This is a genomic window from Pseudomonas sp. BJP69 (genome assembly GCF_007633355.1).
Classification (GTDB): Bacteria; Pseudomonadota; Gammaproteobacteria; order Pseudomonadales; family Pseudomonadaceae; genus Aquipseudomonas; species Aquipseudomonas juntendi.
In genome coordinates this window covers 2,716,828-2,738,766 of record NZ_CP041933.1, presented here as the reverse complement: position 1 = coordinate 2,738,766, position 21,939 = coordinate 2,716,828, and the positions used below count along the sequence as shown (strand labels likewise).

Here is a 21,939-nt window from a genome sequence, read left to right as displayed (position 1 = left end):
AGCACATGAACGGTCTCGCCAGCTACTTCTGGATTGCCGTGGCGGCAATCCTCTTGCTCATCGATCTATGGGCCATCGTCAGCGTATTCAGAAGCGACAAGTCAGATGCAGTGAAAGCGGCCTGGGCCCTGCTGATCGTCGCGCTACCGCTGGTTGGCCTGGGTATCTGGGGCGTTGCTGGCCCGCGCGGTATCAAGCGAGGTACCGGGCCCACTTCCGACGAGCACAGCAAAGGCTGACATCTCCGAGCTCCACTTACAGGGGTTTCAACATGATCGATCAAGCGACAGGCATGAAATCAGGCGAACGCTATCGCGTGGAAAACGTGGAGCGCGCTCATCAGTTTCCAGGCTTCTTTCAAGACGGGAAGTATTATCTCGGCCCTGAACTTCTCACCGCCGTGGGCTGGCTCGAAGGTACGCGCTTCATCTACGACAGCCTGGATGCCGAAGGTGAGCCCGTATTTCCAAACCGGGAGGCAGGCACGGTGGAAGGGCTGACGTTGACCCTGATCGATGGCACCTCTCTTGAGCTCTCGCGGATCGAGGCCAGCGAAACCGTTGCCCCCCTTGACCTCAGCGCCTCGGGTGCGCAACGAGAAGCGCCTGTCCGTGGCGCTCCGCTCAAAGGGCCTCTGCGCGGCAAGGTCGTGGTCATCACCGGCGCATCCAGCGGCATAGGCCGAGCCGCCGCGCATGCCTTTGCGTGCAAAGGTGCTCGCCTGGTACTCGCCGCACGCGATGAAGAGGCGTTGTTCGACGTGCTGGATGAATGCACCGATTGCGGTACGGATGCCATAGCGATCACGACCGACGTTACCCACAGCGACCAAGTTCAAGCGCTTGCCGTTCAGGCCGCAGACTTTGGACATGGACGGATCGATATCTGGGTCAACAATGCCGGGGTCGGCGCGGTCGGCAATTTCGAAGAAACGCCGTTGGAGGCGCACGAGCAGGTCATCCAGACTGACCTGATCGGTTACCTGCTAGGTGCCTACGTCGCCCTTCCCTTCTTCAAGGCACAGGGCAGCGGCATTCTGATCAACACGCTGTCGCTGGGCAGCTGGGTGGCCCAGCCCTACGCCGCCGCTTATTCGGCGAGCAAATTCGGCTTACGTGGACTGACCGAGGCATTGCGAGGCGAGCTGACTGAATATCCCAACATCCATGTCTGCGATATCTATCCAGCAGTCATGGACACACCTGGCTTCCGAGACGGTGGCAACTACACCGGACATACGCTGACACCGCCAGGCCCCGTATACGATCCCGAGATGGTGGCAAAGGCTATGGTGGCCTGCGCAATCTTGCCTCGTGCTCACACCACGGTTGGCGCTGCGGCGCGCCTCGCGCATTTGGCCAGCTACCTGATACCAGGCCTGCCTCTGTTGTCAGGAAGGCTGACGCGCTGGGGGATAAATCGCAGCCCCATAGCCGAAGCATCATCAGGCAACCTCTTTGATCCTCCAAGTGGCCGGAGGGGTATCGACGGAGGCTGGAGAAAGCCGAAAGACAAAACGCCGCTGCTGATCGGCGCAGCGGCGCTGGGAATCCTTGTAGGTTTTACACTCACACATTCACGACGCAGGGATAGCTAGAGGAGGTCTGCGTACCGAGAATGAGCATGGTTTCATTGCGAGATCACGTTCGATCCCTACTTTGCTGACGAGCTCGTGGGATTAACCGGGCGATAGTCCTCCCCTGCTACCGCTCTCAAGTAAGCAGCGTCAGCCTCCAGACGAAGATCGCGCCATTCCTGCCAGCAGATAATCCCTCGACGATCCATCTCATCGGCCTGGCGAAGCAATTCGTCATGATATTCGTCTGGCGAATCCATTCGGAAGGCCCTGCTTTTCAGCACGCGGTACCAGTCTGCCAGACAGTTGAGCTTCAGCAATTGGGCGGCAGAGAGGTTTTTCTCGAACGTTCGCATCAGGAGGCCTCACACGCTGATGGAGGGTTGAGTCACGAAGATTCCAGAGGTTCAGTAAAGCGGTGTCAGCGGCGTCGATGTGTCCAGAAGGTCGCCCCGTTATGGTTCCGCTCACGGATGGGTATGGACGGCACTGACTCAAGTTGGAGTGAATTTCTTGAACGCTGGCGATGTCGTAGTGATGGCGCGCTGCTACGTCTTGCTGGAAGAAAGCAAGCAGACCTGGATGTCCCTCCCTTCCTGCAGCCGCATGTCCGAGTACCCATATGAAAGAGCTGCTTTCCGCTGCGAAGATAATTCGCCCAACTGTTCTCATCGTTGAGGACGAACCCATGATTCGAGAGCTTTTGACCCTGTACCTGGAAGAATGGGGGGCCATGGTGACAGCGGTGGCGACTGCCGATGACGGCAATGAGGCGTTGAGGAAGCAAAATTGGACGCTGCTGATAACGGATGTGCAAACGCCTGGTTCACTCAATGGGGTCGATCTTGCCTGGATGGCAAGCCAGCAAAAACCTCAGACGCGCATCATTGTCATGAGCGGATACTACGAATTTGCAGGGAGAGTGTTGCCGCCAGGTGCCCGGTTCCTTCCTAAGCCGTGGCCAATAACCCAGCTCCAGGAACTGCTCTGCGCTCAGCTTAACCACGCCGGCGGAGGCTGAAAATTCGGCGTCTGCAGACGGGATGCGAGCTTGATCCTTCCCAAACGTTCGCGAACAAAGCTTAAGGACGCCACACACGCCTGCACCAGTTCTTTCGCGCAACCCGTCGGCCTCGGCAAGAACCCACGGAGTAAACACCCCACGCCCCGACGTCCGAGTTGAACACAGACTTTCCTGTGTGACGACATGAGGTGAAAGATCATGGCTAACAACCAAACCAATCGTGGCCATCAAGGTGGTACTGCTCAGAACAATCCTGGCAATTTTGCCAATGATCGCGAGAAAGCGTCGGAGGCAGGTCGCAAAGGCGGGCAGAGTTCAGGCGGCAATTTTGCCAACGACCGTGAGCGCGCCTCAGAGGCAGGCCGTAAAGGCGGTCAAAACAGCCACGGCGGCGGGCGCGGTAGCGAAAACCGGTAACTTGAAATGAGGCTGGCCGGGGTGCCTGGCACTCTGGCCACTTTTTGAGAAAATGAAAGCGGTCTTAAGGAGACAGCGAAATGGGCAACAAGGGTTTGCTTCTCGCTCGAAGACGACCACCAACAAGCACCAGCGCCAATGACGCTGCCGCTAGCAATAGGCTCACCCCTAGCATCTGGCTAGTGAGGTTATGAAACCCTGAAACCGCAGCGCCGATTATGGCTAACATTCCTGAAAGCCCAGCGTAGCCTACCGCAGTCATCAGCCATCCCCAGTTACGCATCCCCTACTCCTCCAATGATGATTCCAGGTCTCGAATCAGCCTGATTACGACTATACGCATTTGGCTAAGTGCCATCGGTGTGCGCAGGCGCGCCTAGAGTTTGAAGCGTACATGGATACAACTTTTACTATCCTGCCGATCAACCACCACTGCCGCGCTACCGTAGCCGGAATAGCTTTTGACCAATCGCATGCCAAGCCCCGTACCTGTCGGCTTAGGATAATTATCAGGAAAGCCGTCGCCCTCATCCCTGACGGTGAGCTGAGCATGATCGCCGGCATGCTTGACGATCACTTCTATGGATCCTTTGCCGTACTTAAGGGAGTTGGTGATCAACTCAGAGATCACTAACCCCAAGGGAGCCATTCTTTCAGGTGGCAGGACGAAGTCGTCAGCCTCCAACAGAATTTGCCGGTCGGCCAAAGCCTTGCCCAGATCACCCAACAGGGCACTTAGGTAATCGCGAGCGCGTACTTCTTGGTCTTCGGCGGCCTGGTATAGTCTCTCGTGAACACTGGCAATGGTCACCACTCGCCCTGCGGCAGTTTCGAGCTGCAACTTAACAGCCGCATCTGGCGTGAGATTGGCTTGAAGTAACAGCAGGGTGTTTACAAGGTGGAGGCTATTTTTGACGCGATGATGGATTTCTTCGAGATAAAGGTCGCTTCGATTTTGCCTGCTGTTCTGCGCCTCAATGAGAGAGAGCAGCTGAGCTTCGTACTGGTGCCGTTCAGTGATATCCCGTGATACCGCTATGATCCGTTCGACCTGACCATCCGTGCCCATGATTGGCGCCACAGTCACGTCCCACCATTTGGGTTCATCGGGAGCGATTGGGCAGTACGATTCGAACCTCATGGTTTCGCCAGCGCTAACTTTAGCTACCGCCTCCCAAACAAGTGATCGCGACTCCTCAGGCCACAAGTCATACCATCGCTGACCTTTAACACTGGTCAGTTGGGTATCCAGGAATTTCAGCCCGGCTTCATTCATGAACTCGATCTCGCCGCTCGGGGCCAGGATATCCACCCAGTCAGGGCTTGCGTTCAGAATGGTCTCGGAATAAGGGTCGGGAACTGGAACATCCACGCCTGCAGATATTCTTTCGACAGCCATGGAAATGACGTTCGAGATGCCTTCCAGAAATACCAGATCGCTCTCTACGAAATCGTCCCCGTTGCTGCTGTCGGCTTCCAGTACACCAAACGGGCTGAGCACACCCCGGATCGGGACATTGATGGCCCGCTCGATTCCATATTTTTTGAGCAGTTCCGGCGTTCGAAAGCGATTTTCCATACCCAAATGATTCGAGAGTACGGGCCTATAGGTGGCCAATGCATAGCCTGCGGGACTAGCCACATCGCCGCCCACGGTTGCCCGCCCGATGTCAGAAGCATCCCAGCCAACGCCATGGGTCAGAACAAACCCTTCCCCGTCCTCTGCTGGCTGGAGCACCTTGGAAAAACGAGTGCACATTCCTTCAGCGACTACTTCACATGCACGGGTCAGCAACAGATCCAAGTCCGCAGCCTTCAGGGACATTACGCCAAACTCGACCACGAGCTCATGTTGGCGGTGCAAGCGCGTATGAGTCTTTTTCAAGGCCGCTCGGATTGTTTCGTCCACTGGTAGCTGCTGCATAGTCTTCCCTTCCGGATTAACGGGAAACGCCCAGAATCCTTTCAGGGCGTACAGGCGGTTCGCTTACCGCTTTCCTACCATAGCCGCTAATCCATGACGGCGCCTAGCGCACCACTCATCGCCCAGTAGCAACGGCGTAGAGGCCCAGAGCCCTAATGCATATGACCCGCGAGCAAACCCTACATGCCGAAAACCATCCTCATTGTGGAAGACGACGACCTCCTAAGAGACCTAACTGCCGAGAGCCTCTCGTCACTCTACGCCGTTGCTATGACGTGCTGCGCAAATGCTGACGAGGCGTTGCATTACCTTTGCAATAAGGAAGTCCCTAGCTTGGTGATGACCGATATCCATATGCCTGGAAGCATGGACGGTTTAGGCCTTGCACACGAGATTTGGCGTCGATGGCCTACCCTGCCAGTGATTCTGACTTCGGGCGACGCAATAATCGACACCGGTTTGCTGCCTGCTCGGACAGCATTTCTCCCCAAACCTTGGGAGATTTCTGATCTCGCCTCGCTGATCAACAAATTAGTAACGCTCCCGCCGCAAGTTGAAACCTGATCCAAAGAACACTGCCTATCCCTTCCATGCTTCGTATTTGGCTAGCAGCGGTTGAACGCTCAACCCATGCAGCAGAATGCTCAACGCCACCACGGACAGCACCAGGTTGATGCTTTGCGCGGCCAAGGTGGGAAGCAGCCCATGATTGAGGGCATAGAACAGGTAGTAGAAGCTGCCGATACCTCGGATGCCAAACCACCCTAAAAGTCCACGCTGGCGGATATCCAGCATTCCTCGAGCCGGGAACAGCAGGATGCTGATGGGGCGAATGACAAAAAACAAAGCACCGGCAACAAGCACTGCCCGCCAGTCCCAATGCTCAATGAGCACTACCCCGAGCAGGGTCACCAGAAATACTTCCATTGCCCGTTCGATCAGGCTACCGAACGCCAACATGTCACCCAACATGATCCCCGCTGCTACCTGCGAGTCGTCGAGCCCTTTCAGATCGCCTTTGACTGCTAGCTCCGGTGCCACGTGCTGGTGACCTACCACAGGCTGTACCAAATGTTCAGCAGCCGGCGCTTCAGGGCTATTGGCGGTCTGCACCTCCGCCTGACGTAAACCAAGTCCCGCAGCGAACACCGCGAGGAACCCATAAGCCTGTATCGACTCGGCGCTCACGTATGCCAACGCAATCAGGGCAAGGGCCAGATAGTCATTGGGCGAGACGGTGCTGTCGTCGTTGCGCAGACGCAAGAACAGCGTGAGCTTGCCCAGGCCGCGCCCCATCCAGTAGCCAAGCACTAGACCTGCGGTTACTGCCCACAGCATGTCCTTGAGCAACCAGTCACTGAACCAAGTCTGGCCATTGTCCTGTTGCAGGAACAGTCCAAGCATGACGAAGGGAAACGCCACGCCGTCGTTGAGCCCTGCCTCACCCGACAAGCTGAAACGGACAAGATCATCGTCCCGGGCATCAACCACCTGCACCAGGGTTGCGAGCACGGGGTCAGTGGGTGCGAGGATCGCTCCGATCAGTAGCGAGACGCCCCACCCCAAGTTCAGGCCGTAGTGCAGCACCAGCGTTACCCCACCGATGCAGAGCAACATCACCGGCCCGGCTAGAAAAAAGGCGCTGCACCAACGGCGGTTGTGCAAGGGCAGGCGCAATTTCAAACCACTGAAGAACAGCGAAAACAACACCGCGACTTCTGTGAGGTGCTCCATCCACTCGCTCGACTTGCTCACGTCCAGTTGAAGAAAACCCAGCCCCGATGTCCCCAGGACTATGCCCAGGGCAAGGCACACTACAGACGAGGTCACAGGGATCCAGCGTAGGTAGGAGGATGAGAGTGCGAGCAGCAGCAAGACTGCGCCCAGCATGGCGAACCAGACGATGAAGGTCATCTGTGCAGAAGCCTTGGGAAAGTTTTCGAGTATTTTTTTGACTTTCCGGCAGGCCACGTCGTTCCGCTGCGCTTGGTGGGCTCACCCAATACCTCGGTGAAATGTAAAAAAAGATTTCAGCGCTCCACTGCGGTCAAACCCTATAGATCGCAGTGGAGATTACGTCATGAAATTCGCCCAGTTCTGCCAATGGCTCGCCAACCACGCCGGTAAGCCGAGCACCTTCTTGATCGCCGTGGTGTTGATTGCCATTTGGGCGGCCTCTGGGCCCTGGTTTCACTACAATGATACCTGGCAACTTATCGTCAACACGTCGACCACCATCATCACATTTCTGATGGTTTTCCTGATCCAGAACACCCAGAACCGGGATAACGACATCATCCACGTGAAGCTCGACGAACTGATTCGCGCTACGAAATCTGCGGAGCAGTCGGTATTGGATCTCGAAGCGCTCGATAACCGGGAAATCCATAAACTTCGCAAGCAATATCAGGCGATGGGCAGCGAATGTGATCCCCAACATCAGGCGCCTGCTGAGCATCAGACGGACGATGTGGCTCGGGATAACCTACAGCGCTAGAGACCTTGTTGGTGGCCCAGCAGAAGAGTTGAAGGTACGTCTGCAGGGGGAAGCGCTTGGTCAATAGCTTGAGCGAGCTCCTCTATCGACCACGGCTTGAAGAGGTAGGTAACAGGTGGTGTGACCTGAGAAGCATCCAGCTGATAGCCCGAGGTCAGAATGGCGGGTAGCCCAGGCCACCTTTCGTGTGCCATGGAGATGAATTCCATACCTTTGATGCTTCCCGGAACACCGTGATCGACAACGATCAACGAGCAGTCGCTCTTGAGTCCCATCAAGTGAATCAAAGCATCTTCTGAGTTATCGAACGCATCGCAGGTGGCGCCCAACTCGATCAGGATTTCCACCAGAAGGGCTTGAAGCGTTGGATCATCCTCTACGACAACTACTGTCTTCCCTGACAGCGACAAACCCTCAATGTCGAGCTTCATCACCCTCTCCAGTACGTAATCCAATGGTCGAGTGTTTCACTCTTCCGGACATGCGTCGATGGGGGCTAAAGGCCACCAAACTCAATGGCCTTACAACTTCGTCAAATGGGACAAGCCTTCACGCATGAAAATCTCCACGGTCTTTGGGCCTACGCCCTCTAAACTCAGTAGCCAGCGCTTAAATCCCTCAGCATCTGACCCCTCCTGCAGTGCCTCAAGTTGGGCAACCAGTTCCACTTCTACCTTGTTGCCAAGATCATGCAGTCGTCGGGCAGTGGATTCATCGTAGCGCGCATAGCCGGCCTGGCCGAGGAGTTTGACCAGCGTGGAATGAGAAGTCTGGGCAAGCTTAATCGGCGTATCCAGGCCCTGCTGATCGACAAGCGTCCGGTACGCCTGCACTGCTACGGTGGCGCGGATGCGCTTCCCCATGAGAAAGCTGGCCAACAACCATCTGAACACGCCAAGGGCATCCGTGACCTCAATGTCGAGGTCACAGGCAGTTATAGTCTTCAACCTTTGCTACGGCGCGGGTCAGCTGAACGTGGATAGGTGCGTTCCTCCTCGAGAGTGCCGTCCGCTTTGTGGATCTTCACGGACGCCGTCTTATCCTCGAAGACATCTGCAAGGACACTGACAAGCTCCTGCTTCGTGGCGGCTCGTTTTGAGGCTCGCTCAGCACCGACTTTCTTCAATTCCCAGCCATCCGAAGTCGGGCTGAGGTGATAACTATCCATCAGCTGGTTCTCCTCTCTAAAGGGATTGGCCATCGTCCTGAAGGTCTTCTTCAGGCTCAGCCGCATCCGTGGCATCAGCGTCATTCAGTGGCGGCGACGTGGGCTTTTCCGGATCGTTAATGAAAGGCACGTCGCTTGGGCCTTTTTCTTCAGAGCCTTCGGTTTTAGGCTGCATGGCAACACCTCCAGGCACGTTGATGGAATACCGGTCTCAGGCCCCTTAGGTAGCACCTGAGAATTTGCCGACATCGATAGGTTGCGGAACGAATTCGGGGCCCTCTCCAGCCAGCCTCCACTTCACCTTGGCAATGCCATACCGCTCAGCCATCGGGCGACTGACCAGTTTGATGTTCTGCTGACTGAAACGCGGAATGATGCCCACGCCGGCATCACAGCTGGCCCAGTGCCATGCGGCGCCGTTGTCCATTTTCTCCAGACGGATAATGAATGTCCGAGGCTCACTGTGAAGCTCGTACTCAATTACATAGAGTTGCTGTCCGATCACCAGAATTCCCTCCCTAGTCATGCGTTATTGAGCAAACCAAGGAAGAAATAATTCCATCGAAATGGCAGGTGGTAAGCCACTGCGCATAGTCGACGCGCCGGGGCTATGTGTCCTGACTACCTGTAAGAAATTCGAACAAGGTCTCAGCGCAGGCCGTAATCCCCTCCAGAAGCACCATTTCGAAGCCATGGGTATTCTCGGTGGGTATCGCAATGCAACCAGCCCGGGCATCGATCCCGGCGCTCATCACCGCGCTTGCATCGGATGCAAAATCGACGAGCAATGCCGACTGGGGCTTAAAACCGGCCTTTAGGCCAGCGGCGATCAGGCCCTGCACCACGGTGCGGCTGTAGTATCCCTTCTGGTCGCCGGTATTGATGATCGGATTGGCCGAAAGCTCCGTGCCATATTCCTCAAGTACAGGGCCGACCTCGACAGCGATTGTGGTGTCGCCGGGCAGCCGGGAAGCTGCGTACATGGCGCCGGCATTCGACTCTTCCTCCAGCGTCGTAAGCACGAACCAAACGTCTTGCTTCAGTTTCTCTCGCCGTTCACTCAGTAGCTTCGCACAGAGAATGACAGCGCTCAGCGGAGCTCGGTCGTCGAGGAAGTGAGCGGCAATACAGTCATGTACCTTGAAGGGCTTACGCCAGTGCTGACTCAGCACGACTCGAGTACCAGGCCGAACGCCAAGCTTCTGGAGCTCTGACTTGCTCTTGCGCGTGACGATATAGACATCTTTCCACTGAACATTTCCTGCCAACACGTCTCTTCCATTCGAAGTACGACCGCTGTTGTGCATTGAACCGTAGGACAAAACACCCGGCAGGATGTGTTCATCGCCCAGGATATCGACAGGGCACACGCCGAAGCTTATCGGTTGCGCCCCCCCTAGAGCGAGCACCTCCAGGGTGCCGTTCTCCAGCACATTTTTGACGATCATCGCGATCTCATCGAGATGGGCCATAACGCGTATGGCTGCCTCTGGGCTACCAGCGCGGCCCCCACGAATTACCCCCACCACATTGCCAGCAGGGTCGATGTGCGTGTCATCACAGAATAGGCGCAGCTCGCGCAGACAAATGGCCCGTACTTCATCTTCTTGTCCGCCCGGCCCTCGGGCGTTGAGGAGCTCGGTCAGTAATGCCTCAGTCTTCAAAATGTTACCCCCATGTTCGCACGCAGACGTGTTCAGGCCAGCTGGATGTAAACCGAGTAGCTACCCAGTAACACCCAGAACACCAGAAAGATCCACGGCGTCCGTAGCGAGAACAGCAATGACTTTCGATGCCCTGCACGCGAGGTTTCCGCCTCACAGAAAAGCGGCGGCTCGTCGTAAGCCAACCCCATCAACGGCTCGCTGCGCAGTAGGTGGCTCTGTTTGAGCTGCCAGTGATCGATGATGTTGTAGGCCGCCCGAATGCCAGGCCAGGCGTTGAGCGAGCTCAGTACCCCGAGCAAGGCGAGGAAAGCGGGCACGATCAGTGTGAACATCTCGCCCCATCCTTGATTGAGGTTCCCCATGGAGGAAACGAAGGCGATGACCAGGAATGACTGAGCCGCCAGGTAGGCATCCGTGCGGTTGGCCAGGATGCTGGTTTCGTACTGGATCTCACGCCGGTAAAAATCCAGACGCTCCTTAGGAGAGCCAAACATCCTGGCATTGTGCTCGCTGATCTCGTGCTCAGGGGTCGTTGGGGTAATGATTCGAGGCACTCGCTACTCCGGATATTGGGCTCCGAGCGAAGAGATGAGACTGGAGCTGAGTCCGGTAGAACAGGCGATGGGGCATGGAATTCAATTGGATTGATATCCCGCACCGCTCGTCGTACCAACCGCAGATTGAAACCAACACGAGGAGGCAGGGCCTTTCGAACCGGTATGAACGTTCTCAACTGCAGGAGCTTCTACCATGCGAGACTTCCCTACCCCGCCCTTCCCTTCGCAGCCTCAAAATGTCCCTGGCTCACAGCGCAAGATGGAGCCCTACCCGGATTGTGGTGAGCAGTCGTATACCGGCCACAATCGCCTCGAAGGCAAGGTTGCACTCATCACCGGAGCAGACAGCGGCATCGGGCGGGCAGTGGCGATTGCCTATGCCCGTGAAGGCGCCGACGTCGCCATCGCTTATCTGAATGAGCATGAAGACGCGCAAGAAACCGCGCGCTGGGTTGAGTCCGCAGGCCGTCAATGCCTGCTGTTGCCCGGAGACCTGGCGCAGAAACAGCACTGCTACGACATCGTCGAAAAGACCGTTAGCCAGTTCGGGCGTATCGACATCCTGGTCAACAACGCGGCGTTCCAGATGTCCCACGAAACCCTGGAGGAAATCGACGATGACGAATGGGTGAAGACTTTCGATACCAACATCACCGCCATCTTCCGTATTTGCCAGGCGGCCCTGCCTTCCATGCCCAAGGGCAGTTCGATTATCAATACGAGCTCGGTCAATTCCGACGATCCATCCCCCAGCCTGCTGGCTTATGCCACGACCAAGGGGGCCATTGCCAACTTCACTGCTGGCCTGGCTCAGTTGCTAGGCAAGAAAGGTATTCGGGTCAACAGCGTTGCGCCAGGGCCTATCTGGACGCCTCTAATTCCTTCCACCATGCCAGAGGAAGCGGTTACACACTTTGGTTCCAAAACACCATTGGGTCGTCCCGGACAACCGGTGGAGGTCGCTCCGATCTACGTGCTGCTGGGCTCCGACGAAGCCAGTTACATCAGTGGCTCACGTTACGCAGTGACTGGCGGCAAACCGATCCTCTAGTGAAAAGAGGCTCGCCGTGCTGGCGAGCCTGACTCTCTTTTTGCGTGGCAGTTTCAGCGTTTGTGCTGATCGTGATCACGGGCCGTTTTTTGCGCTGTCGAGTCATGTGATGTGCCGGTGGATCCATCCGGACGATGAGCATCGTTATCTCGCTCCTCTTCCCCATGCGGCCTTGTCTGCGCACCTTCTTTTTGGCTGACGCTCACTTTCTTCATGTTGCTCTCCTCCCATTGCCTTTGAACAAGGGAAGCCAATCTACGGGGCAAAGTTCAGGTCAGTGACACTTCAGGAGATGGGCGGGCAACACGGGCGATGAACCAATTACCCCAGGCTCGCGTCCACCGCAAAACAAGCGAGTCGATTCTGGAATGGAAAACGACCCTGTACTGTCCGCCCTCGGCTATCTCAAAAACAACAAACTGATTTTGAGCACAGCAGAATCGTGCACTGCAGGCTGCCTTGTGGCGTTGTTGGCGGCGGTACCGGGTACCGGAAAGGTGCTGGAAAGCGGCTATGTCGTCTACTCACCCAGCGCCAAGAAGCGGCTGCTGGGGGTCAGCGCCGAAACCATCGAACGATACGGCCTGACCAGCGAAGCAGTAGCTTGGGAAATGGCCTTGGGCGCCTTGAGGGACAGCGATGCGAATGTGGTGATCGCCACCACCGGTATAGCCGGGCCGGCGCCCGAATCCGGGATACCACCGGGGACGATGTGCTTTGCGTGGGCCTTCGCCGGCGAGCCAATTGCCGTTTTCACGCGCACTCAACGCTTCTTCGGCGAGCGGCCTGAAGTCATGCGCCAAGGTGCCCTGTTCGGGTTGACCCGGCTTTCCCACTATCACCAGCGCTGGCTACGCGGTGAGCGCGCCTGAGGGGGTGATCATGTCGGAAGATGAACTGCTATCCAGGCGTCATCCTGTTAAAGAAGACATGCCGATGCAGCAGCGTGTTTGGCGCTTCGAGCGCGTGGGGTGGTACGTGCTCGTGGCCATCGTATTGCTTGCCTTGGCAGGCCTGTTCGGTAATGGCCCATTGAGCGATGCGGAGGTGGTGAGCCCGAATGGACGGGTACGGGTTGAGTACCAGCGCCTCAGCCGAAGCGGCACGACGGACAGCCTTTTCATCACCGTTCAGGGTATCCCTGGTCAGCCGGTGGAGGTGCAACTCGAGGGATCATTGCTCCGTGACGCCAGTATCGAGACGTTGCAACCGGAGCCACAACAGTCGATGTCGCATGGCCAGGCCATGCTGTTCCAATTGGGTACTAAGCAAGATGGGGTCGCCACCTTGTACTTGACCCTTCGAAATGAGCACGTAGGCACTCTAGAGGGCAGCGTCAGGGCTGGCCCTGAAAGCGCCGTTCACTTCTCCACATTCCTTTACCCCTAGGAGTGCGTCATGGATTCGATCCTCCGCGCAGCCGGGATGTACGTCGCACTTATGCTGCTGTTTCGCGTAGCCGGACGGCGCTCACTGGCCGACCTGACGACCTTTGACTTCGTCTTGTTGCTGATCATTGGGGAAGCCACCCAGCAGGCACTTCTGGGCGAGGATTTTTCATTCACCAATGCCATGCTGGTAATTGCCACGCTGATCGTTTTGGACGTCGGCCTTTCACTCGCGAAGCTCAACTCCAAGTCCTTGGCCAGGTTTCTGGATGGGCACGCTACCCTGGTTGTTGAAAATGGGCGCTTCCTGCATCACCGCATGCGTCGCGCACGACTCACGGAGGACGATATCCTTGAGTCAGCGCGGGACAGCCAAGGCATCGAGAACATTGAGCAGGTAAAGTTCGCTATCGTCGAACGCAATGGAAAGATTTCGATCATTCCTGCCGAATAAGGCACGGAGCTCCACCTCTCAGGCCTTTTAGAGTGCAAATATCGCCTGGCTATGGTCGATGGTAGGGATGGGCATCAGTTCGCGCCGGGATACCAGCCAGGCCCGCATCCGCTCGGTATCAAAAATCTGACCCTCTTCCATCATCACCAGAATGAGCGCTTGGGACATTCGGTAACAGCCGCATTTAGAACAGCGTCGCTCTTCCCATCCACCGGTGCATTCGACGGACTCAGCTTGCCCAGCGCAAATCAGACAACTCATGTAAGCCCCCTTTTGTTCTTGTTCCTTGCAGGGTAATGCGAGGGCACAAAGCTCCCTTGTGTCCCGCTTTACATGAGATATTCATGCCAATCCTAAATTCCCTCTATTTGCGCAACGCTCACATAAGACGAACCAGACGCCAGATAGCCATGTCGGAATCAGAACACATGATCTCGAAGGCACACCGATGGAAAGAGAACCGGTAGAAGCTCAACAGGGTGCACCTGAGCGAGATGAGGGTGGCTGGTTGCCCCTGGAGCAGTATGGTGCACTCGGGGATGGGCGTTCCGTGGCACTGATTGGTCTGGACGGTTCCATCGACTGGTGGTGTGTGCCGCACATGGATTCACCTCCCCTGTTCGACAAGCTGCTGGCTCCGCAAACAGGAGGCTACTTTTCCATTACCCCCAACGAGCCGTTCGTTGCTGAGCGGCGCTACCTGCCAGGCAGCAACGTCCTCGAGACACTCTTCATCACCCACGAGGGTCGTGCGCGGCTGACCGAGTCCTTGAACAGTGGCCCCGCTGGGCGTTTACCTTGGGCCGAACTTGCCAGGCGCCTCGAATGTGTCGAGGGTACGGTCGATTTCGAGTTAGCCATCGACTTCGGAACCCAAGCCGACACGGTAAGCCCCTACGTGGCGCCGAATGACAATGCCTGCGTTTTTCATGCGGGCCGAATACTCGGCATGTTCCTGCACGACCATCAGGTGCACATCGAACGCAAGGATGACATGGGCGTGCGTGCTGTCCTTAGCCTTGCAGCAGGACAACGCTCAGTGGTCGCAATCATCGCAGGACGAGATGAGCCCCTGGTGGTGCCCCCATTGGCCTTGATCGATGAACGCATCGACGGCTCGCACAGTGAGTGGTGCCAATGGTCGAAGGGGCTGGTCTACGACGGCCCGTACCAAAACCATGTAGTCCGTAATGCGCTGGCCCTCAAGCTTCTGTTGTCCTCTCCAAGTGGCTCGATCATGGCGGCAGCGACCTCATCCCTTCCCGAGCGGATTGGTGGCAGCAAAAACTACGATTACCGCTTCGCCTGGATACGCGACGCCAGCTACACCATCGAAGCGTTTCTGGGCATCGGCGCACAGCCGGAAGCCAAGGCTGCCTTCACCTGGTTGCTGCGCCGCCTGAGTGAACATGGGCCACGGGTGTTTTATACCTTGGACGGGGCCATTGGTGATTGCGTGCGCCAGGTTGATCTCCCTGGTTACAAAAACTCGCCTCCAGTCGTTGGCAACGACGCGCGCGACCAGCTGCAGCATGGCGTGTTCGGCGACATTTTCGAAACCGCCCGTTGCTTCATCGACAGCGGCAACATTCTTGATTCCCCGAGCGCCATGCTCCTCTCAGGCCTTGCCGACCAGTGCGCCGACTGTTGACGTCAGCAGGACGCCGGTATCTGGGAGTTGCCGGAAAAGCAGCACTACACGATGTCCAAGATCAGTTGCTGGCAAGCCTTGAGCCGGGCCATCGAACTGGCAGATGGCGGCCACCTTCCCACCACCTGCCGGGAACGCTGGGATCGCGAGCGCCAGCGCATCCAGGCATGGATCGAGGCGCACTGCTGGAGCGAGGAGCGCCAAGCCTACCTGTTCTATCCAGACAGCGACCGGCTGGACGCCTCACTGGCACTGGCGGTCAGGTTCGGTTACCCCAGCAAACAACGTATGCGCAGCACACTGCAAGCCATTGACCATGATCTGGGGGCGGGCGCTTTCCATTATCGCTACACCGATGCACAGGAAGAGGAAGGTTGCTTCCTGGCCTGCACATTCTGGTTGATCGAAGCCTCGGCAATCCTCGGCCAGCAAGAACATGCCGTAGCCGCCTATGCAGATGCTTTGCAAGGGCTATCACACGGGGTAGGCATCTACTCGGAGATGATCGATCCGCAGACTGGACAGTATCTGGGCAACCTTCCTCAGGGCTTGACTCACCTGGCAGCCCTCAAAGCCGCAATGGCTATTGGAGGTTGCCATCCTGAACGATGACGCCAGCCATCATCTGCGTTGAACCGTCTCGCTTAGCGGCTACTCAACCAGAGGCAAGTTCTTACATCCAATCCGTGATGAGGTAACGCCATGAACGCTATCGACTTACTGATTCAAGACCACAAGTTGGTAAAGAAGCTGCTCGAAGAGCTGTCGACCACCACCGAGCGAGCAGTGAAAAAACGGGCCGATCTACTCCACAGGATCGAGCAGGAGCTGCAGATTCACACCGCGCTCGAAGAAGAAATTCTATATCCGGCCATCAAGGAAGCGGGTGGCAAGGAAGAAGCGAAAATGTACTACGAGGCCAAGGAAGAACACCGGACTGTTGACTCCCTCGTCCTACCCGACCTGCTGCATACCGAAACCGGCACCGTCGAATTCGCCGGGAGAGTCAAGGTCATGAAAGAGCTGTTGGAGCATCACATCGAGGAAGAAGAAGGCGAGCTCTTCCCCACCGCGAAGAAGCTGCTCAGCAAGGATATCCTCGAGGAGCTTGGGCAAACCATGGAAATGCAGAAAAAGATGCTCAAGGGCGAGCGCCGAGCCGCTTAGTGGAGCCATCACCTGCCAGCTCTCTGGAAGCTGGCAGGTGATTAGCTTCAGATACCCATCATCATTTGGAAGGTTTCATGGAATATTGGATTGGGTTACTTGAATGGCCTGCCATGGTGATGACCGTGCTGGCAGCCTGGTGCATCGGTTCGCGCCGTCCGGGTAGAAGAAAGATTGGATTCTGCTGTTTCATCGCAAGCAACGTGCTGTGGGCTGTGTGGGGCTGGCAAGCACAAGCCTGGGCTCTGATCATCTTACAGTTCTGCCTCTGCGCGATGAATCTGCGAGGGTGGCGGAAGAACACGCAACTGGAAATTGCCGGGTGATAACGCCCTGACAAGCCGGTGAAGGGTTGCTTTAAAACATGCAGGTTGCCCTTCTCACCAAGCTTCCGTCCCTGGAAGCAGTGAGAGCGGATCACGCAGCAGGCTTGAGCACCACTTTCGTCCAGCCATCATCCCGCGCATCGAAGTGCTTGTAGGCATCTGGGCCTTCGGCCAATTTCAAACGATGGGAAATGATATGCGAGGGCTTGGCGCGCCCATGATGGATAAGCTCTGCCAGGCGGCGATTGTAGGCCTTTACATTCGCCTGACCTGTCCGGATCTGTTGGCCCTTGAACCAGAACGCACCGAAGTCGAAGGCCATCTTGCCCTCCTTCGCCAGTTCGTTTTTCGCTCCAGGATCTTCTGGCACAAACACCCCAACCACGCCGATGCCGCCAGTGGCCTTGGTTGAAGCGACCAAGTTGTTCATGGTGAGGTAGTTCGCTTCATGGCCATGCTTGTCGCAGCACTGGTAACCGACGCACTCACAGCCCCGGTCGGTGCCTTTGCCGTGGGTAAGGTTCATGATCTCTTCCACTGCTCTTTGCTCGACTGCGTTGATGGGAGTTGCCCCAAGCTGCGCGGCAAGCTGTAGGCGATCCGGCTGGTTGTCGATGACGAAAACCTGGGACGCGCCTTTGATGATTGCCGAATGCGCCGCCATCAGGCCAACAGGCCCTGCGCCGTAAATCGCAATGCTCTCACCAGGAAGCAGTCCGGCCAGCTCAGTTGCATGCCAACCAGTAGGGAAAATATCCGAGAGCATGACGTAGTCATCTTCTCGTTCCTGGGCGTCCTCAGGCAGCACCAGGCAGTTGAAATCCGCATACGGAACGCGGAGCAGTTCCGCCTGACCGCCTTGGTAGGGCCCCATCTCAGCAAAGCCGTAAGCGGCGCCGGCAGAACCGGGATTGGCTGTCAGGCAGAATCCCGTGAGCCCTTTTTCGCAGTTCTCACAGAACCCGCAGCCGATGTTGAATGGCAGGCAGACGCGATCACCAATTTTGACCCGGTCGACTCCGGCGCCCACCTCAATCACTTCGCCGAGGTTTTCATGGCCAAAAACTCGACCTGTCTCGAAAGACGTGCGGCCTTCGTACATGTGCAGGTCAGAACCGCAGATGTTGGTCGTGGTGATACGCACCAGTACGTCGGTGGGCTTCTCGATTTTTGCGTCAGAAACATCCTTGACCGCGACGTCACGTGGGCCGTTGTACACGATGGCTTTCATGTTGAACTCCCAAAGTCAGGGGCGACGGAAAAGCGCCCTACTCTGTTCAGGTGAATCCAACGTCAGTACGTTCATCGTGTTGATTGTAGAGGCAGACCGGTGGCGCTAAATGCTGTCGCTCCCACCGGAACAGGGATCGCGTGAGCTATGAGGTTGGAAGCGAGACTCTGAATACAGTGCCAGATTGCACACTGGATTTGACATCGATGGAGCCACCATCATCTATAGCATTGCTGATAGTAAATGTCCGCGCTAGATCTCATACGTTATATTGCTCAAGGTCTCGATGAGGCCTAGGGAATCTCCGAACAAGTCTTCAGTTATGCGAGAATCCCCGCAACACCTGATCCGAGCCGCCCATGAGCCAGATGAGCTTTTCCGACTTTGAGTACGCCGGCAAGCGCAAGCAAACCCGCCGAGAGCGCTTCCTCGCCGAAATGGATCAAGTGGTGCCCTGGGCAGGCCTGCTGGAGCTGATCGAACCGTTCTACCCCAAGGCCGGCGGCGGTAGAAAACCCTATCCTCTGGAAACCATGCTGCGCATCCATCTGTTGCAGAACTGGTTCTCCCTGAGCGACCCGGCCATGGAGGAAGCGCTCTACGAAATCACGCCCATGCGCCAGTTCGCACGCCTGACGCTGAGCGCGCCAATCCCCGAAGACACCACGATCATGAACTTCCGGCACTTGCTGGAGAAGCATCAGCTCGCACCGGCAATCCTTGCGGTCATCAATGGTTATCTGCAGGAAAAAGGCCTGTCGCTGCGCCAAGGCACCATCGTCGATGCCACCATTATTCATGCCCCCAGCTCGACCAAAAATAAAGAAGGCAAGCGTGATCCCGAGATGCACCAGACCAAGAAAGGCGGTCAGTATTTCTTCGGGATGAAGGCGCACATCGGTGCCGATGTCGAGTCCGGCCTGGTGCATCACGTCCATGGCACCGCTGCCAATGTGGCCGATGTCACGCAGGTGGCTGAACTGCTGCATGGCGAAGAAAACGCCGTGTATGCAGATGCCGGTTACACCGGTGTCGAAAGGCGCGAAGAGCATGAAAATCGGGGGGTGATCTGGCAGATTGCAGCGCGTCGCAGCACCTATTCCAAGCTGAACCAGCGCAGCGTACTGTACAAAGCCAAGCGCAAGATCGAGTTCTGCAAGGCTCAGACACGGGCCAAGGTCGAGCATCCGTTTCGCGTGATCAAGCGGCAGTTTGGTTACGTGAAAATACGTTTTCGTGGGCTGATGAAAAACACTGCTCAGTTGACCACGCTGTTCGCCCTGGCAAACCTGTGGAGGGTTCGAAAACAGCTCATGGGTATGGGTGAGGTTCGCGTTTAACACGGAGAACCGGTCGAAAAAGCTCTCCGTACATGATTTTTCGGTCACTTTTCGTCCAATGACGCTGTAGGTGCCTGGAAAATTGCAACTTGCCGCGGCTGCACGACAAGTTGATCGGAGCATCCCTAGGGGTGGGGCGGCAATTCCACCCCCTCTCTTGCTGGGCTTGCCCAGTTTACTGCTCAGCAGTACAGCGGCTCTGGAGTTCATTAGCCGCTTTTTTCTGTGTTCGCTTCGCGCTGCATCAATCGAGCAATCGCGTGATCAATTACAGAACATCATCCATAGCTCATCTACCCGTGTAGTGAGGCTTTGGCTCATCATTTCCCGGCGCATATCCCATGACGAGTCGACCGGGACGCTCGCCAGACGCATCGTCACCCTACCCATCATCCATTCACCGCATCAATTACGCCCATGAGCTTTTTGCTCGCGGCGAGGCTACGAACAGGTCACCCGTTATTTCGTTCGGATGGTTCAGGTCGAGCAACAACACTCGCGCCTTACTGGCTCGAAGCATTGCCAGCAGGTTCGTGCCTGGCCGATACCCGTCGACGCGAGACGCAGCGCTGTAGCTTGACCAGACGAAGTGCCTAGGTCTAAACTAAGTCTGTACCTCACCTGCTTGCGAGTAAGCTAAAACGGTATTTTTACACGTTGTGCAGCTACGCCACCTAATATGGCACTTCCCTATTCAGGCTGACAGCACGCTTAAATACTCGTCATGCTCCATCGAGCAATCTGTCGGCTGCCTGACTTAGGAAGCTACGCCATGTCTGACAAAAAAAACCCTGATGTAATTGACGCTGCAGTCGAGTTTTTACGTGAGTATTACCGTGCTCGTGGAGAAGACATTCGGCCAGCCCATGCCCATGCTGCGGTTTCTCATTACCTCGGCTACAACAGCAAGATCGCCCTCAAAAGCGATTCGTTCTTCGACTCGACCGACGTTGACCTGCTCAACTACAACGAAACGGGTATCCAGAAGCTTGTCGAATGCGTCCCCCGCATGAAGCCAAATCCACTGCAGCGTCTCGACCTCGAACGTGTTGGCCGAGTCATCTATGCGGGCTTGGCGCCGGCATGCGAGTGCTGCAACGAAAAATCGATTGACATCACCCCCCTTGGTTACGAGGAACGGGAACCTGATGGTTGGGTCTGCCAGGACTGCGCGTCCAGGTATGAAGAAGACTACGCATTCTGCAGGTTCTGTGGGGAAGACTACATCTACCGCGCAGCCGACATTAATCACCGTGGGGAATGCCCGGAACATAACGGTGAGTCTGTCTATGACGAGGAAGAAGAGGAGGACATGGATTCCCTCGCAGAGTACCTCCAAAACCACTGAGTAGCTCGGCTGTAGATAGGGCCCCGGAAGGCTTAGGTCACCGGGGCCTTTACGTATCCAGCTTCAATCCAACCTCTGCAACTATGAGCATTGCACTGAAGTCGGTTATCAAGGAATTAGCGAGACGACCAGGTCTCGACAGTGTCGCTACCGTACTCGGCTTTCCATTCTTTCAGCAGCTTATGATTGCCGCCTTTGGTTTCAATGATCTCCCCGTTATGCGGGTTCTTGTACTGCTTTACTTGGCGGGCGCGGCGCGGAGCCTTTTCAGTAATGGCCGGAGCAGCACGTCGGCTCGCCTGCGGATCCAGCACGTTGATGACGTGACGCAGATTGAAGCCGTATTCGGCGAGCAGGTCACGCAGTTTGGTCTCAAACTCGATTTCTTTCTGCAGCTCAGAGCTGCCCTTGAGCGCTTCGAGCTCAGCTAGTTGGGCGGCGAGTTGTTGCTCGAGTTGACGGAACTCAGCTAGGCGAGACATAGGTAATCCTTGATGCGATTAGTAGGAAACAGACTGACATACTAAACTATCAATGGCTATTTTGTTTGCCTCCACATAGCGCTTGCCCGCCGAGAAGCTCATCCATGGCAACGAATGCCGCCCACCGATTCGAGTCGATCTCTCCCGTAAAGATCTCGCTGAAGGCAGCCTTGTGATGGTAAGCACTGCAGCATTCCGTAAGTCCAGCATTAATCGAGAGCTCTGCTCGCCGGGGGGGGTATCCCATGCCGTCAATCGCGTACAGGTTAGCTCGGGTAGCAGCTGGGAATGGGGTGTGCGGTGTTTCGCTATACCCTGTTTCCGCCCACGACATCGTAGCCGGCCATGCCCTTATTATCGGCGCCAACGGAGTTCTTGTTAATGAGCAAGGCGCACCCATCAGGTTTCAAACCGAGGCAGAAATGCATCGGGTATCTAACCGGTGTTTTGGTGGAGCTCCACGTGCTTGTGCTGACCTTGTGAGGCGAGATTGGGAAAGGGTGTTCGCGAAGGATGCTGATCAATGACCAGCAACGATAATTGAGCGTGCCCCTACCGGGGACGGCTGTCGTAAATCGAGCCCAACAGGGCTCGGCCCGGTGGGCTTCCATCCTCACACCTCCGCCATCCTGGCTGCGCGCTCCGCTTGCTCATGAAGTGCGTAAATCTAC

General features: G+C 56.4%; 29 protein-coding genes and 2 pseudogenes. 16 read left to right on the top strand and 15 right to left on the bottom strand.

Features of this window, described 5'->3' with window-relative positions:
* Window positions 1-5: 5 nt before the first annotated feature.
* The gene (locus FPB55_RS12655) at window positions 6-239 is read left to right on the top strand and encodes a PLD nuclease N-terminal domain-containing protein (RefSeq protein WP_014859183.1); all 234 of its coding nucleotides are present in this window, start codon (window positions 6-8) and stop codon (window positions 237-239) included.
* Window positions 240-271: 32 nt separating this feature from the next.
* Window positions 272-1,597, top strand: coding sequence for an SDR family oxidoreductase (locus FPB55_RS12650; protein WP_016711376.1), 1,326 nt, complete (start codon window positions 272-274; stop codon window positions 1,595-1,597).
* Window positions 1,598-1,653: 56 nt separating this feature from the next.
* On the opposite strand, the gene FPB55_RS12645 is transcribed toward FPB55_RS12650, so the two are convergent.
* Window positions 1,654-1,932 carry a hypothetical protein gene (locus FPB55_RS12645; RefSeq protein ID WP_004573953.1) on the bottom strand — a complete coding sequence of 93 codons (279 nt, stop codon included), beginning with the start codon at window positions 1,930-1,932 and terminating at the stop codon, window positions 1,654-1,656.
* 266 nt (window positions 1,933-2,198) lie between these two features.
* Here FPB55_RS12645 and FPB55_RS12640 point away from each other — a divergent pair, with 266 nt between their 5' ends.
* Together FPB55_RS12640 and FPB55_RS12635 are read left to right on the top strand one after the other, a co-directional pair.
* Window positions 2,199-2,597: a response regulator gene (locus FPB55_RS12640; protein ID WP_004573952.1), complete on the top strand. Its 399-nt coding sequence runs from the start codon at window positions 2,199-2,201 to the stop codon at window positions 2,595-2,597.
* A gap of 201 nt (window positions 2,598-2,798) precedes the next feature.
* On the top strand, window positions 2,799-3,017 hold the full coding sequence (locus FPB55_RS12635) for a general stress protein (RefSeq protein WP_004573951.1): 219 nt from the start codon (window positions 2,799-2,801) through the stop codon (window positions 3,015-3,017).
* A 376-nt stretch (window positions 3,018-3,393) separates the two neighbouring features.
* On the opposite strand, the gene FPB55_RS12630 is transcribed toward FPB55_RS12635, so the two are convergent.
* On the bottom strand, window positions 3,394-4,941 hold the full coding sequence (locus tag FPB55_RS12630; protein ID WP_004573950.1) for a histidine kinase dimerization/phosphoacceptor domain -containing protein: 1,548 nt from the start codon (window positions 4,939-4,941) through the stop codon (window positions 3,394-3,396).
* 183 nt (window positions 4,942-5,124) lie between these two features.
* On the opposite strand from FPB55_RS12630, the gene FPB55_RS12625 reads away from it, so the two are divergent.
* Window positions 5,125-5,505: a response regulator gene (locus FPB55_RS12625; RefSeq protein ID WP_004573949.1), complete on the top strand. Its 381-nt coding sequence runs from the start codon at window positions 5,125-5,127 to the stop codon at window positions 5,503-5,505.
* A 15-nt stretch (window positions 5,506-5,520) separates the two neighbouring features.
* Here the strand turns inward: FPB55_RS12625 and FPB55_RS12620 are convergent, their stop codons facing one another.
* Entirely contained in the window at window positions 5,521-6,855 is a 1,335-nt protein-coding gene (locus FPB55_RS12620) for a cation:proton antiporter (protein ID WP_004573948.1), read from the bottom strand.
* A 166-nt stretch (window positions 6,856-7,021) separates the two neighbouring features.
* On the opposite strand from FPB55_RS12620, the gene FPB55_RS12615 reads away from it, so the two are divergent.
* Window positions 7,022-7,438 carry a low affinity iron permease family protein gene (locus FPB55_RS12615; protein WP_004573947.1) on the top strand — a complete coding sequence of 139 codons (417 nt, stop codon included), beginning with the start codon at window positions 7,022-7,024 and terminating at the stop codon, window positions 7,436-7,438.
* Here the strand turns inward: FPB55_RS12615 and FPB55_RS12610 are convergent.
* The 7 genes from FPB55_RS12610 to FPB55_RS12585 all read right to left on the bottom strand — a co-directional run bounded on the left by FPB55_RS12610 (window position 7,435) and on the right by FPB55_RS12585 (window position 10,827).
* On the bottom strand, window positions 7,435-7,869 hold the full coding sequence (locus tag FPB55_RS12610) for a response regulator (protein WP_004573946.1): 435 nt from the start codon (window positions 7,867-7,869) through the stop codon (window positions 7,435-7,437). The two genes, FPB55_RS12615 and FPB55_RS12610, sit on opposite strands and share 4 nt — an antisense overlap.
* Window positions 7,870-7,959: 90 nt before the next feature.
* The gene (locus FPB55_RS12605) at window positions 7,960-8,385 is read right to left on the bottom strand and encodes a hypothetical protein (RefSeq protein WP_004573945.1); all 426 of its coding nucleotides are present in this window, start codon (window positions 8,383-8,385) and stop codon (window positions 7,960-7,962) included.
* Window positions 8,382-8,606, bottom strand: coding sequence for a DUF2188 domain-containing protein (locus tag FPB55_RS12600; RefSeq protein WP_004573944.1), 225 nt, complete (start codon window positions 8,604-8,606; stop codon window positions 8,382-8,384). Before FPB55_RS12600 ends, FPB55_RS12605 begins: the two co-directional genes overlap by 4 nt.
* 16 nt (window positions 8,607-8,622) lie before the next feature.
* On the bottom strand, window positions 8,623-8,781 hold the full coding sequence (locus FPB55_RS26300) for a hypothetical protein (protein ID WP_004573942.1): 159 nt from the start codon (window positions 8,779-8,781) through the stop codon (window positions 8,623-8,625).
* A gap of 45 nt (window positions 8,782-8,826) precedes the next feature.
* Entirely contained in the window at window positions 8,827-9,111 is a 285-nt protein-coding gene (locus FPB55_RS12595) for a DUF6555 family protein (RefSeq protein WP_029380192.1), read from the bottom strand.
* Window positions 9,112-9,214: 103 nt separating this feature from the next.
* On the bottom strand, window positions 9,215-10,270 hold the full coding sequence (locus tag FPB55_RS12590; protein ID WP_016711381.1) for a peptidase M42: 1,056 nt from the start codon (window positions 10,268-10,270) through the stop codon (window positions 9,215-9,217).
* A 32-nt stretch (window positions 10,271-10,302) separates the two neighbouring features.
* Window positions 10,303-10,827 carry a hypothetical protein gene (locus FPB55_RS12585; protein WP_016711382.1) on the bottom strand — a complete coding sequence of 175 codons (525 nt, stop codon included), beginning with the start codon at window positions 10,825-10,827 and terminating at the stop codon, window positions 10,303-10,305.
* 196 nt (window positions 10,828-11,023) lie between these two features.
* On the opposite strand from FPB55_RS12585, the gene FPB55_RS12580 reads away from it, so the two are divergent.
* Window positions 11,024-11,881: an SDR family oxidoreductase gene (locus tag FPB55_RS12580; protein WP_016711383.1), complete on the top strand. Its 858-nt coding sequence runs from the start codon at window positions 11,024-11,026 to the stop codon at window positions 11,879-11,881.
* 53 nt (window positions 11,882-11,934) lie between these two features.
* Here FPB55_RS12580 and FPB55_RS26295 read toward each other — a convergent pair whose 3' ends face one another.
* The gene (locus FPB55_RS26295) at window positions 11,935-12,096 is read right to left on the bottom strand and encodes a hypothetical protein (protein ID WP_162998278.1); all 162 of its coding nucleotides are present in this window, start codon (window positions 12,094-12,096) and stop codon (window positions 11,935-11,937) included.
* Window positions 12,097-12,249: 153 nt separating this feature from the next.
* Between FPB55_RS26295 and FPB55_RS12575 the strand changes: the two genes are divergently transcribed.
* Genes FPB55_RS12575 through FPB55_RS12565 form a run of 3 tightly spaced genes read left to right on the top strand, consistent with a single transcriptional unit; the run spans window position 12,250 to window position 13,723 of the window.
* Window positions 12,250-12,753: a CinA family protein gene (locus FPB55_RS12575; protein ID WP_016711384.1), complete on the top strand. Its 504-nt coding sequence runs from the start codon at window positions 12,250-12,252 to the stop codon at window positions 12,751-12,753.
* Between the two features lie 10 nt (window positions 12,754-12,763).
* Entirely contained in the window at window positions 12,764-13,270 is a 507-nt protein-coding gene (locus tag FPB55_RS12570; RefSeq protein ID WP_029380193.1) for a hypothetical protein, read from the top strand.
* 9 nt (window positions 13,271-13,279) lie between these two features.
* On the top strand, window positions 13,280-13,723 hold the full coding sequence (locus tag FPB55_RS12565) for a YetF domain-containing protein (protein WP_016711386.1): 444 nt from the start codon (window positions 13,280-13,282) through the stop codon (window positions 13,721-13,723).
* Between the two features lie 27 nt (window positions 13,724-13,750).
* On the opposite strand, the gene FPB55_RS26290 is transcribed toward FPB55_RS12565, so the two are convergent.
* Complete coding sequence (locus FPB55_RS26290) at window positions 13,751-13,891, bottom strand: hypothetical protein (protein ID WP_016711387.1); 141 nt, start codon at window positions 13,889-13,891, stop codon at window positions 13,751-13,753.
* A gap of 340 nt (window positions 13,892-14,231) precedes the next feature.
* Here FPB55_RS26290 and FPB55_RS26905 point away from each other — a divergent pair.
* The 3 genes and pseudogenes from FPB55_RS26905 (at window position 14,232) to FPB55_RS12550 (ending at window position 16,867) form a co-directional block, all read left to right on the top strand.
* Window positions 14,232-15,986 (top strand): annotated as a pseudogene (locus tag FPB55_RS26905) (glycoside hydrolase family 15 protein).
* A gap of 90 nt (window positions 15,987-16,076) precedes the next feature.
* Window positions 16,077-16,541, top strand: coding sequence for a hemerythrin domain-containing protein (locus FPB55_RS12555; RefSeq protein WP_016711390.1), 465 nt, complete (start codon window positions 16,077-16,079; stop codon window positions 16,539-16,541).
* A gap of 77 nt (window positions 16,542-16,618) precedes the next feature.
* Window positions 16,619-16,867 carry a hypothetical protein gene (locus FPB55_RS12550; RefSeq protein WP_016711391.1) on the top strand — a complete coding sequence of 83 codons (249 nt, stop codon included), beginning with the start codon at window positions 16,619-16,621 and terminating at the stop codon, window positions 16,865-16,867.
* A 91-nt stretch (window positions 16,868-16,958) separates the two neighbouring features.
* On the opposite strand, the gene FPB55_RS12545 is transcribed toward FPB55_RS12550, so the two are convergent.
* Window positions 16,959-18,098 carry a glutathione-independent formaldehyde dehydrogenase gene (locus tag FPB55_RS12545; RefSeq protein ID WP_016711392.1) on the bottom strand — a complete coding sequence of 380 codons (1,140 nt, stop codon included), beginning with the start codon at window positions 18,096-18,098 and terminating at the stop codon, window positions 16,959-16,961.
* A gap of 359 nt (window positions 18,099-18,457) precedes the next feature.
* On the opposite strand from FPB55_RS12545, the gene FPB55_RS12540 reads away from it, so the two are divergent.
* The gene (locus FPB55_RS12540; protein WP_003117291.1) at window positions 18,458-19,438 is read left to right on the top strand and encodes an IS5-like element ISPa41 family transposase; all 981 of its coding nucleotides are present in this window, start codon (window positions 18,458-18,460) and stop codon (window positions 19,436-19,438) included.
* A 264-nt stretch (window positions 19,439-19,702) separates the two neighbouring features.
* Here the strand turns inward: FPB55_RS12540 and FPB55_RS26615 are convergent, their stop codons facing one another.
* Window positions 19,703-19,813 carry a DUF4113 domain-containing protein gene (locus FPB55_RS26615; RefSeq protein ID WP_223625718.1) on the bottom strand — a complete coding sequence of 37 codons (111 nt, stop codon included), beginning with the start codon at window positions 19,811-19,813 and terminating at the stop codon, window positions 19,703-19,705.
* Between the two features lie 397 nt (window positions 19,814-20,210).
* Here FPB55_RS26615 and FPB55_RS12530 point away from each other — a divergent pair, with 397 nt between their 5' ends.
* Window positions 20,211-20,786: a hypothetical protein gene (locus tag FPB55_RS12530; protein ID WP_023048442.1), complete on the top strand. Its 576-nt coding sequence runs from the start codon at window positions 20,211-20,213 to the stop codon at window positions 20,784-20,786.
* A 116-nt stretch (window positions 20,787-20,902) separates the two neighbouring features.
* Here the strand turns inward: FPB55_RS12530 and FPB55_RS12525 are convergent, their stop codons facing one another.
* Window positions 20,903-21,268, bottom strand: a complete 366-nt coding sequence (locus tag FPB55_RS12525; protein ID WP_029886627.1) for a histone-like nucleoid-structuring protein, MvaT/MvaU family — start codon at window positions 21,266-21,268, stop codon at window positions 20,903-20,905.
* Window positions 21,269-21,407: 139 nt separating this feature from the next.
* On the opposite strand from FPB55_RS12525, the pseudogene FPB55_RS26610 reads away from it, so the two are divergent.
* A pseudogene (locus FPB55_RS26610) lies at window positions 21,408-21,795 on the top strand (inositol monophosphatase); the annotation flags it as partial.
* Window positions 21,796-21,939 lie beyond the last annotated feature (144 nt).

Bases quoted from the DNA above. Each gene is read 5' to 3' on its own strand.
- FPB55_RS12655 (WP_014859183.1), top strand. From the start codon at position 6: ATGAACGGTCTCGCCAGCTACTTCTGGATTGCCGTGGCGGCAATCCTC.
- FPB55_RS12650 (WP_016711376.1), top strand. From the start codon at position 272: ATGATCGATCAAGCGACAGGCATGAAATCAGGCGAACGCTATCGCGTG.
- FPB55_RS12645 (WP_004573953.1), bottom strand. From the start codon at position 1,932: ATGCGAACGTTCGAGAAAAACCTCTCTGCCGCCCAATTGCTGAAGCTC.
- FPB55_RS12640 (WP_004573952.1), top strand. From the start codon at position 2,199: ATGAAAGAGCTGCTTTCCGCTGCGAAGATAATTCGCCCAACTGTTCTC.
- FPB55_RS12635 (WP_004573951.1), top strand. From the start codon at position 2,799: ATGGCTAACAACCAAACCAATCGTGGCCATCAAGGTGGTACTGCTCAG.
- FPB55_RS12630 (WP_004573950.1), bottom strand. From the start codon at position 4,941: ATGCAGCAGCTACCAGTGGACGAAACAATCCGAGCGGCCTTGAAAAAG.
- FPB55_RS12625 (WP_004573949.1), top strand. From the start codon at position 5,125: ATGCCGAAAACCATCCTCATTGTGGAAGACGACGACCTCCTAAGAGAC.
- FPB55_RS12620 (WP_004573948.1), bottom strand. From the start codon at position 6,855: ATGACCTTCATCGTCTGGTTCGCCATGCTGGGCGCAGTCTTGCTGCTG.
- FPB55_RS12615 (WP_004573947.1), top strand. From the start codon at position 7,022: ATGAAATTCGCCCAGTTCTGCCAATGGCTCGCCAACCACGCCGGTAAG.
- FPB55_RS12610 (WP_004573946.1), bottom strand. From the start codon at position 7,869: ATGAAGCTCGACATTGAGGGTTTGTCGCTGTCAGGGAAGACAGTAGTT.
- FPB55_RS12600 (WP_004573944.1), bottom strand. From the start codon at position 8,606: ATGGATAGTTATCACCTCAGCCCGACTTCGGATGGCTGGGAATTGAAG.
- FPB55_RS26300 (WP_004573942.1), bottom strand. From the start codon at position 8,781: ATGCAGCCTAAAACCGAAGGCTCTGAAGAAAAAGGCCCAAGCGACGTG.
- FPB55_RS12580 (WP_016711383.1), top strand. From the start codon at position 11,024: ATGCGAGACTTCCCTACCCCGCCCTTCCCTTCGCAGCCTCAAAATGTC.
- FPB55_RS26295 (WP_162998278.1), bottom strand. From the start codon at position 12,096: ATGAAGAAAGTGAGCGTCAGCCAAAAAGAAGGTGCGCAGACAAGGCCG.
- FPB55_RS12575 (WP_016711384.1), top strand. From the start codon at position 12,250: ATGGAAAACGACCCTGTACTGTCCGCCCTCGGCTATCTCAAAAACAAC.
- FPB55_RS12570 (WP_029380193.1), top strand. From the start codon at position 12,764: ATGTCGGAAGATGAACTGCTATCCAGGCGTCATCCTGTTAAAGAAGAC.
- FPB55_RS12565 (WP_016711386.1), top strand. From the start codon at position 13,280: ATGGATTCGATCCTCCGCGCAGCCGGGATGTACGTCGCACTTATGCTG.
- FPB55_RS26290 (WP_016711387.1), bottom strand. From the start codon at position 13,891: ATGTCCCAAGCGCTCATTCTGGTGATGATGGAAGAGGGTCAGATTTTT.
- FPB55_RS12555 (WP_016711390.1), top strand. From the start codon at position 16,077: ATGAACGCTATCGACTTACTGATTCAAGACCACAAGTTGGTAAAGAAG.
- FPB55_RS12550 (WP_016711391.1), top strand. From the start codon at position 16,619: ATGGAATATTGGATTGGGTTACTTGAATGGCCTGCCATGGTGATGACC.
- FPB55_RS12545 (WP_016711392.1), bottom strand. From the start codon at position 18,098: ATGAAAGCCATCGTGTACAACGGCCCACGTGACGTCGCGGTCAAGGAT.
- FPB55_RS12540 (WP_003117291.1), top strand. From the start codon at position 18,458: ATGAGCCAGATGAGCTTTTCCGACTTTGAGTACGCCGGCAAGCGCAAG.
- FPB55_RS26615 (WP_223625718.1), bottom strand. From the start codon at position 19,813: ATGCGTCTGGCGAGCGTCCCGGTCGACTCGTCATGGGATATGCGCCGG.
- FPB55_RS12530 (WP_023048442.1), top strand. From the start codon at position 20,211: ATGTCTGACAAAAAAAACCCTGATGTAATTGACGCTGCAGTCGAGTTT.
- FPB55_RS12525 (WP_029886627.1), bottom strand. From the start codon at position 21,268: ATGTCTCGCCTAGCTGAGTTCCGTCAACTCGAGCAACAACTCGCCGCC.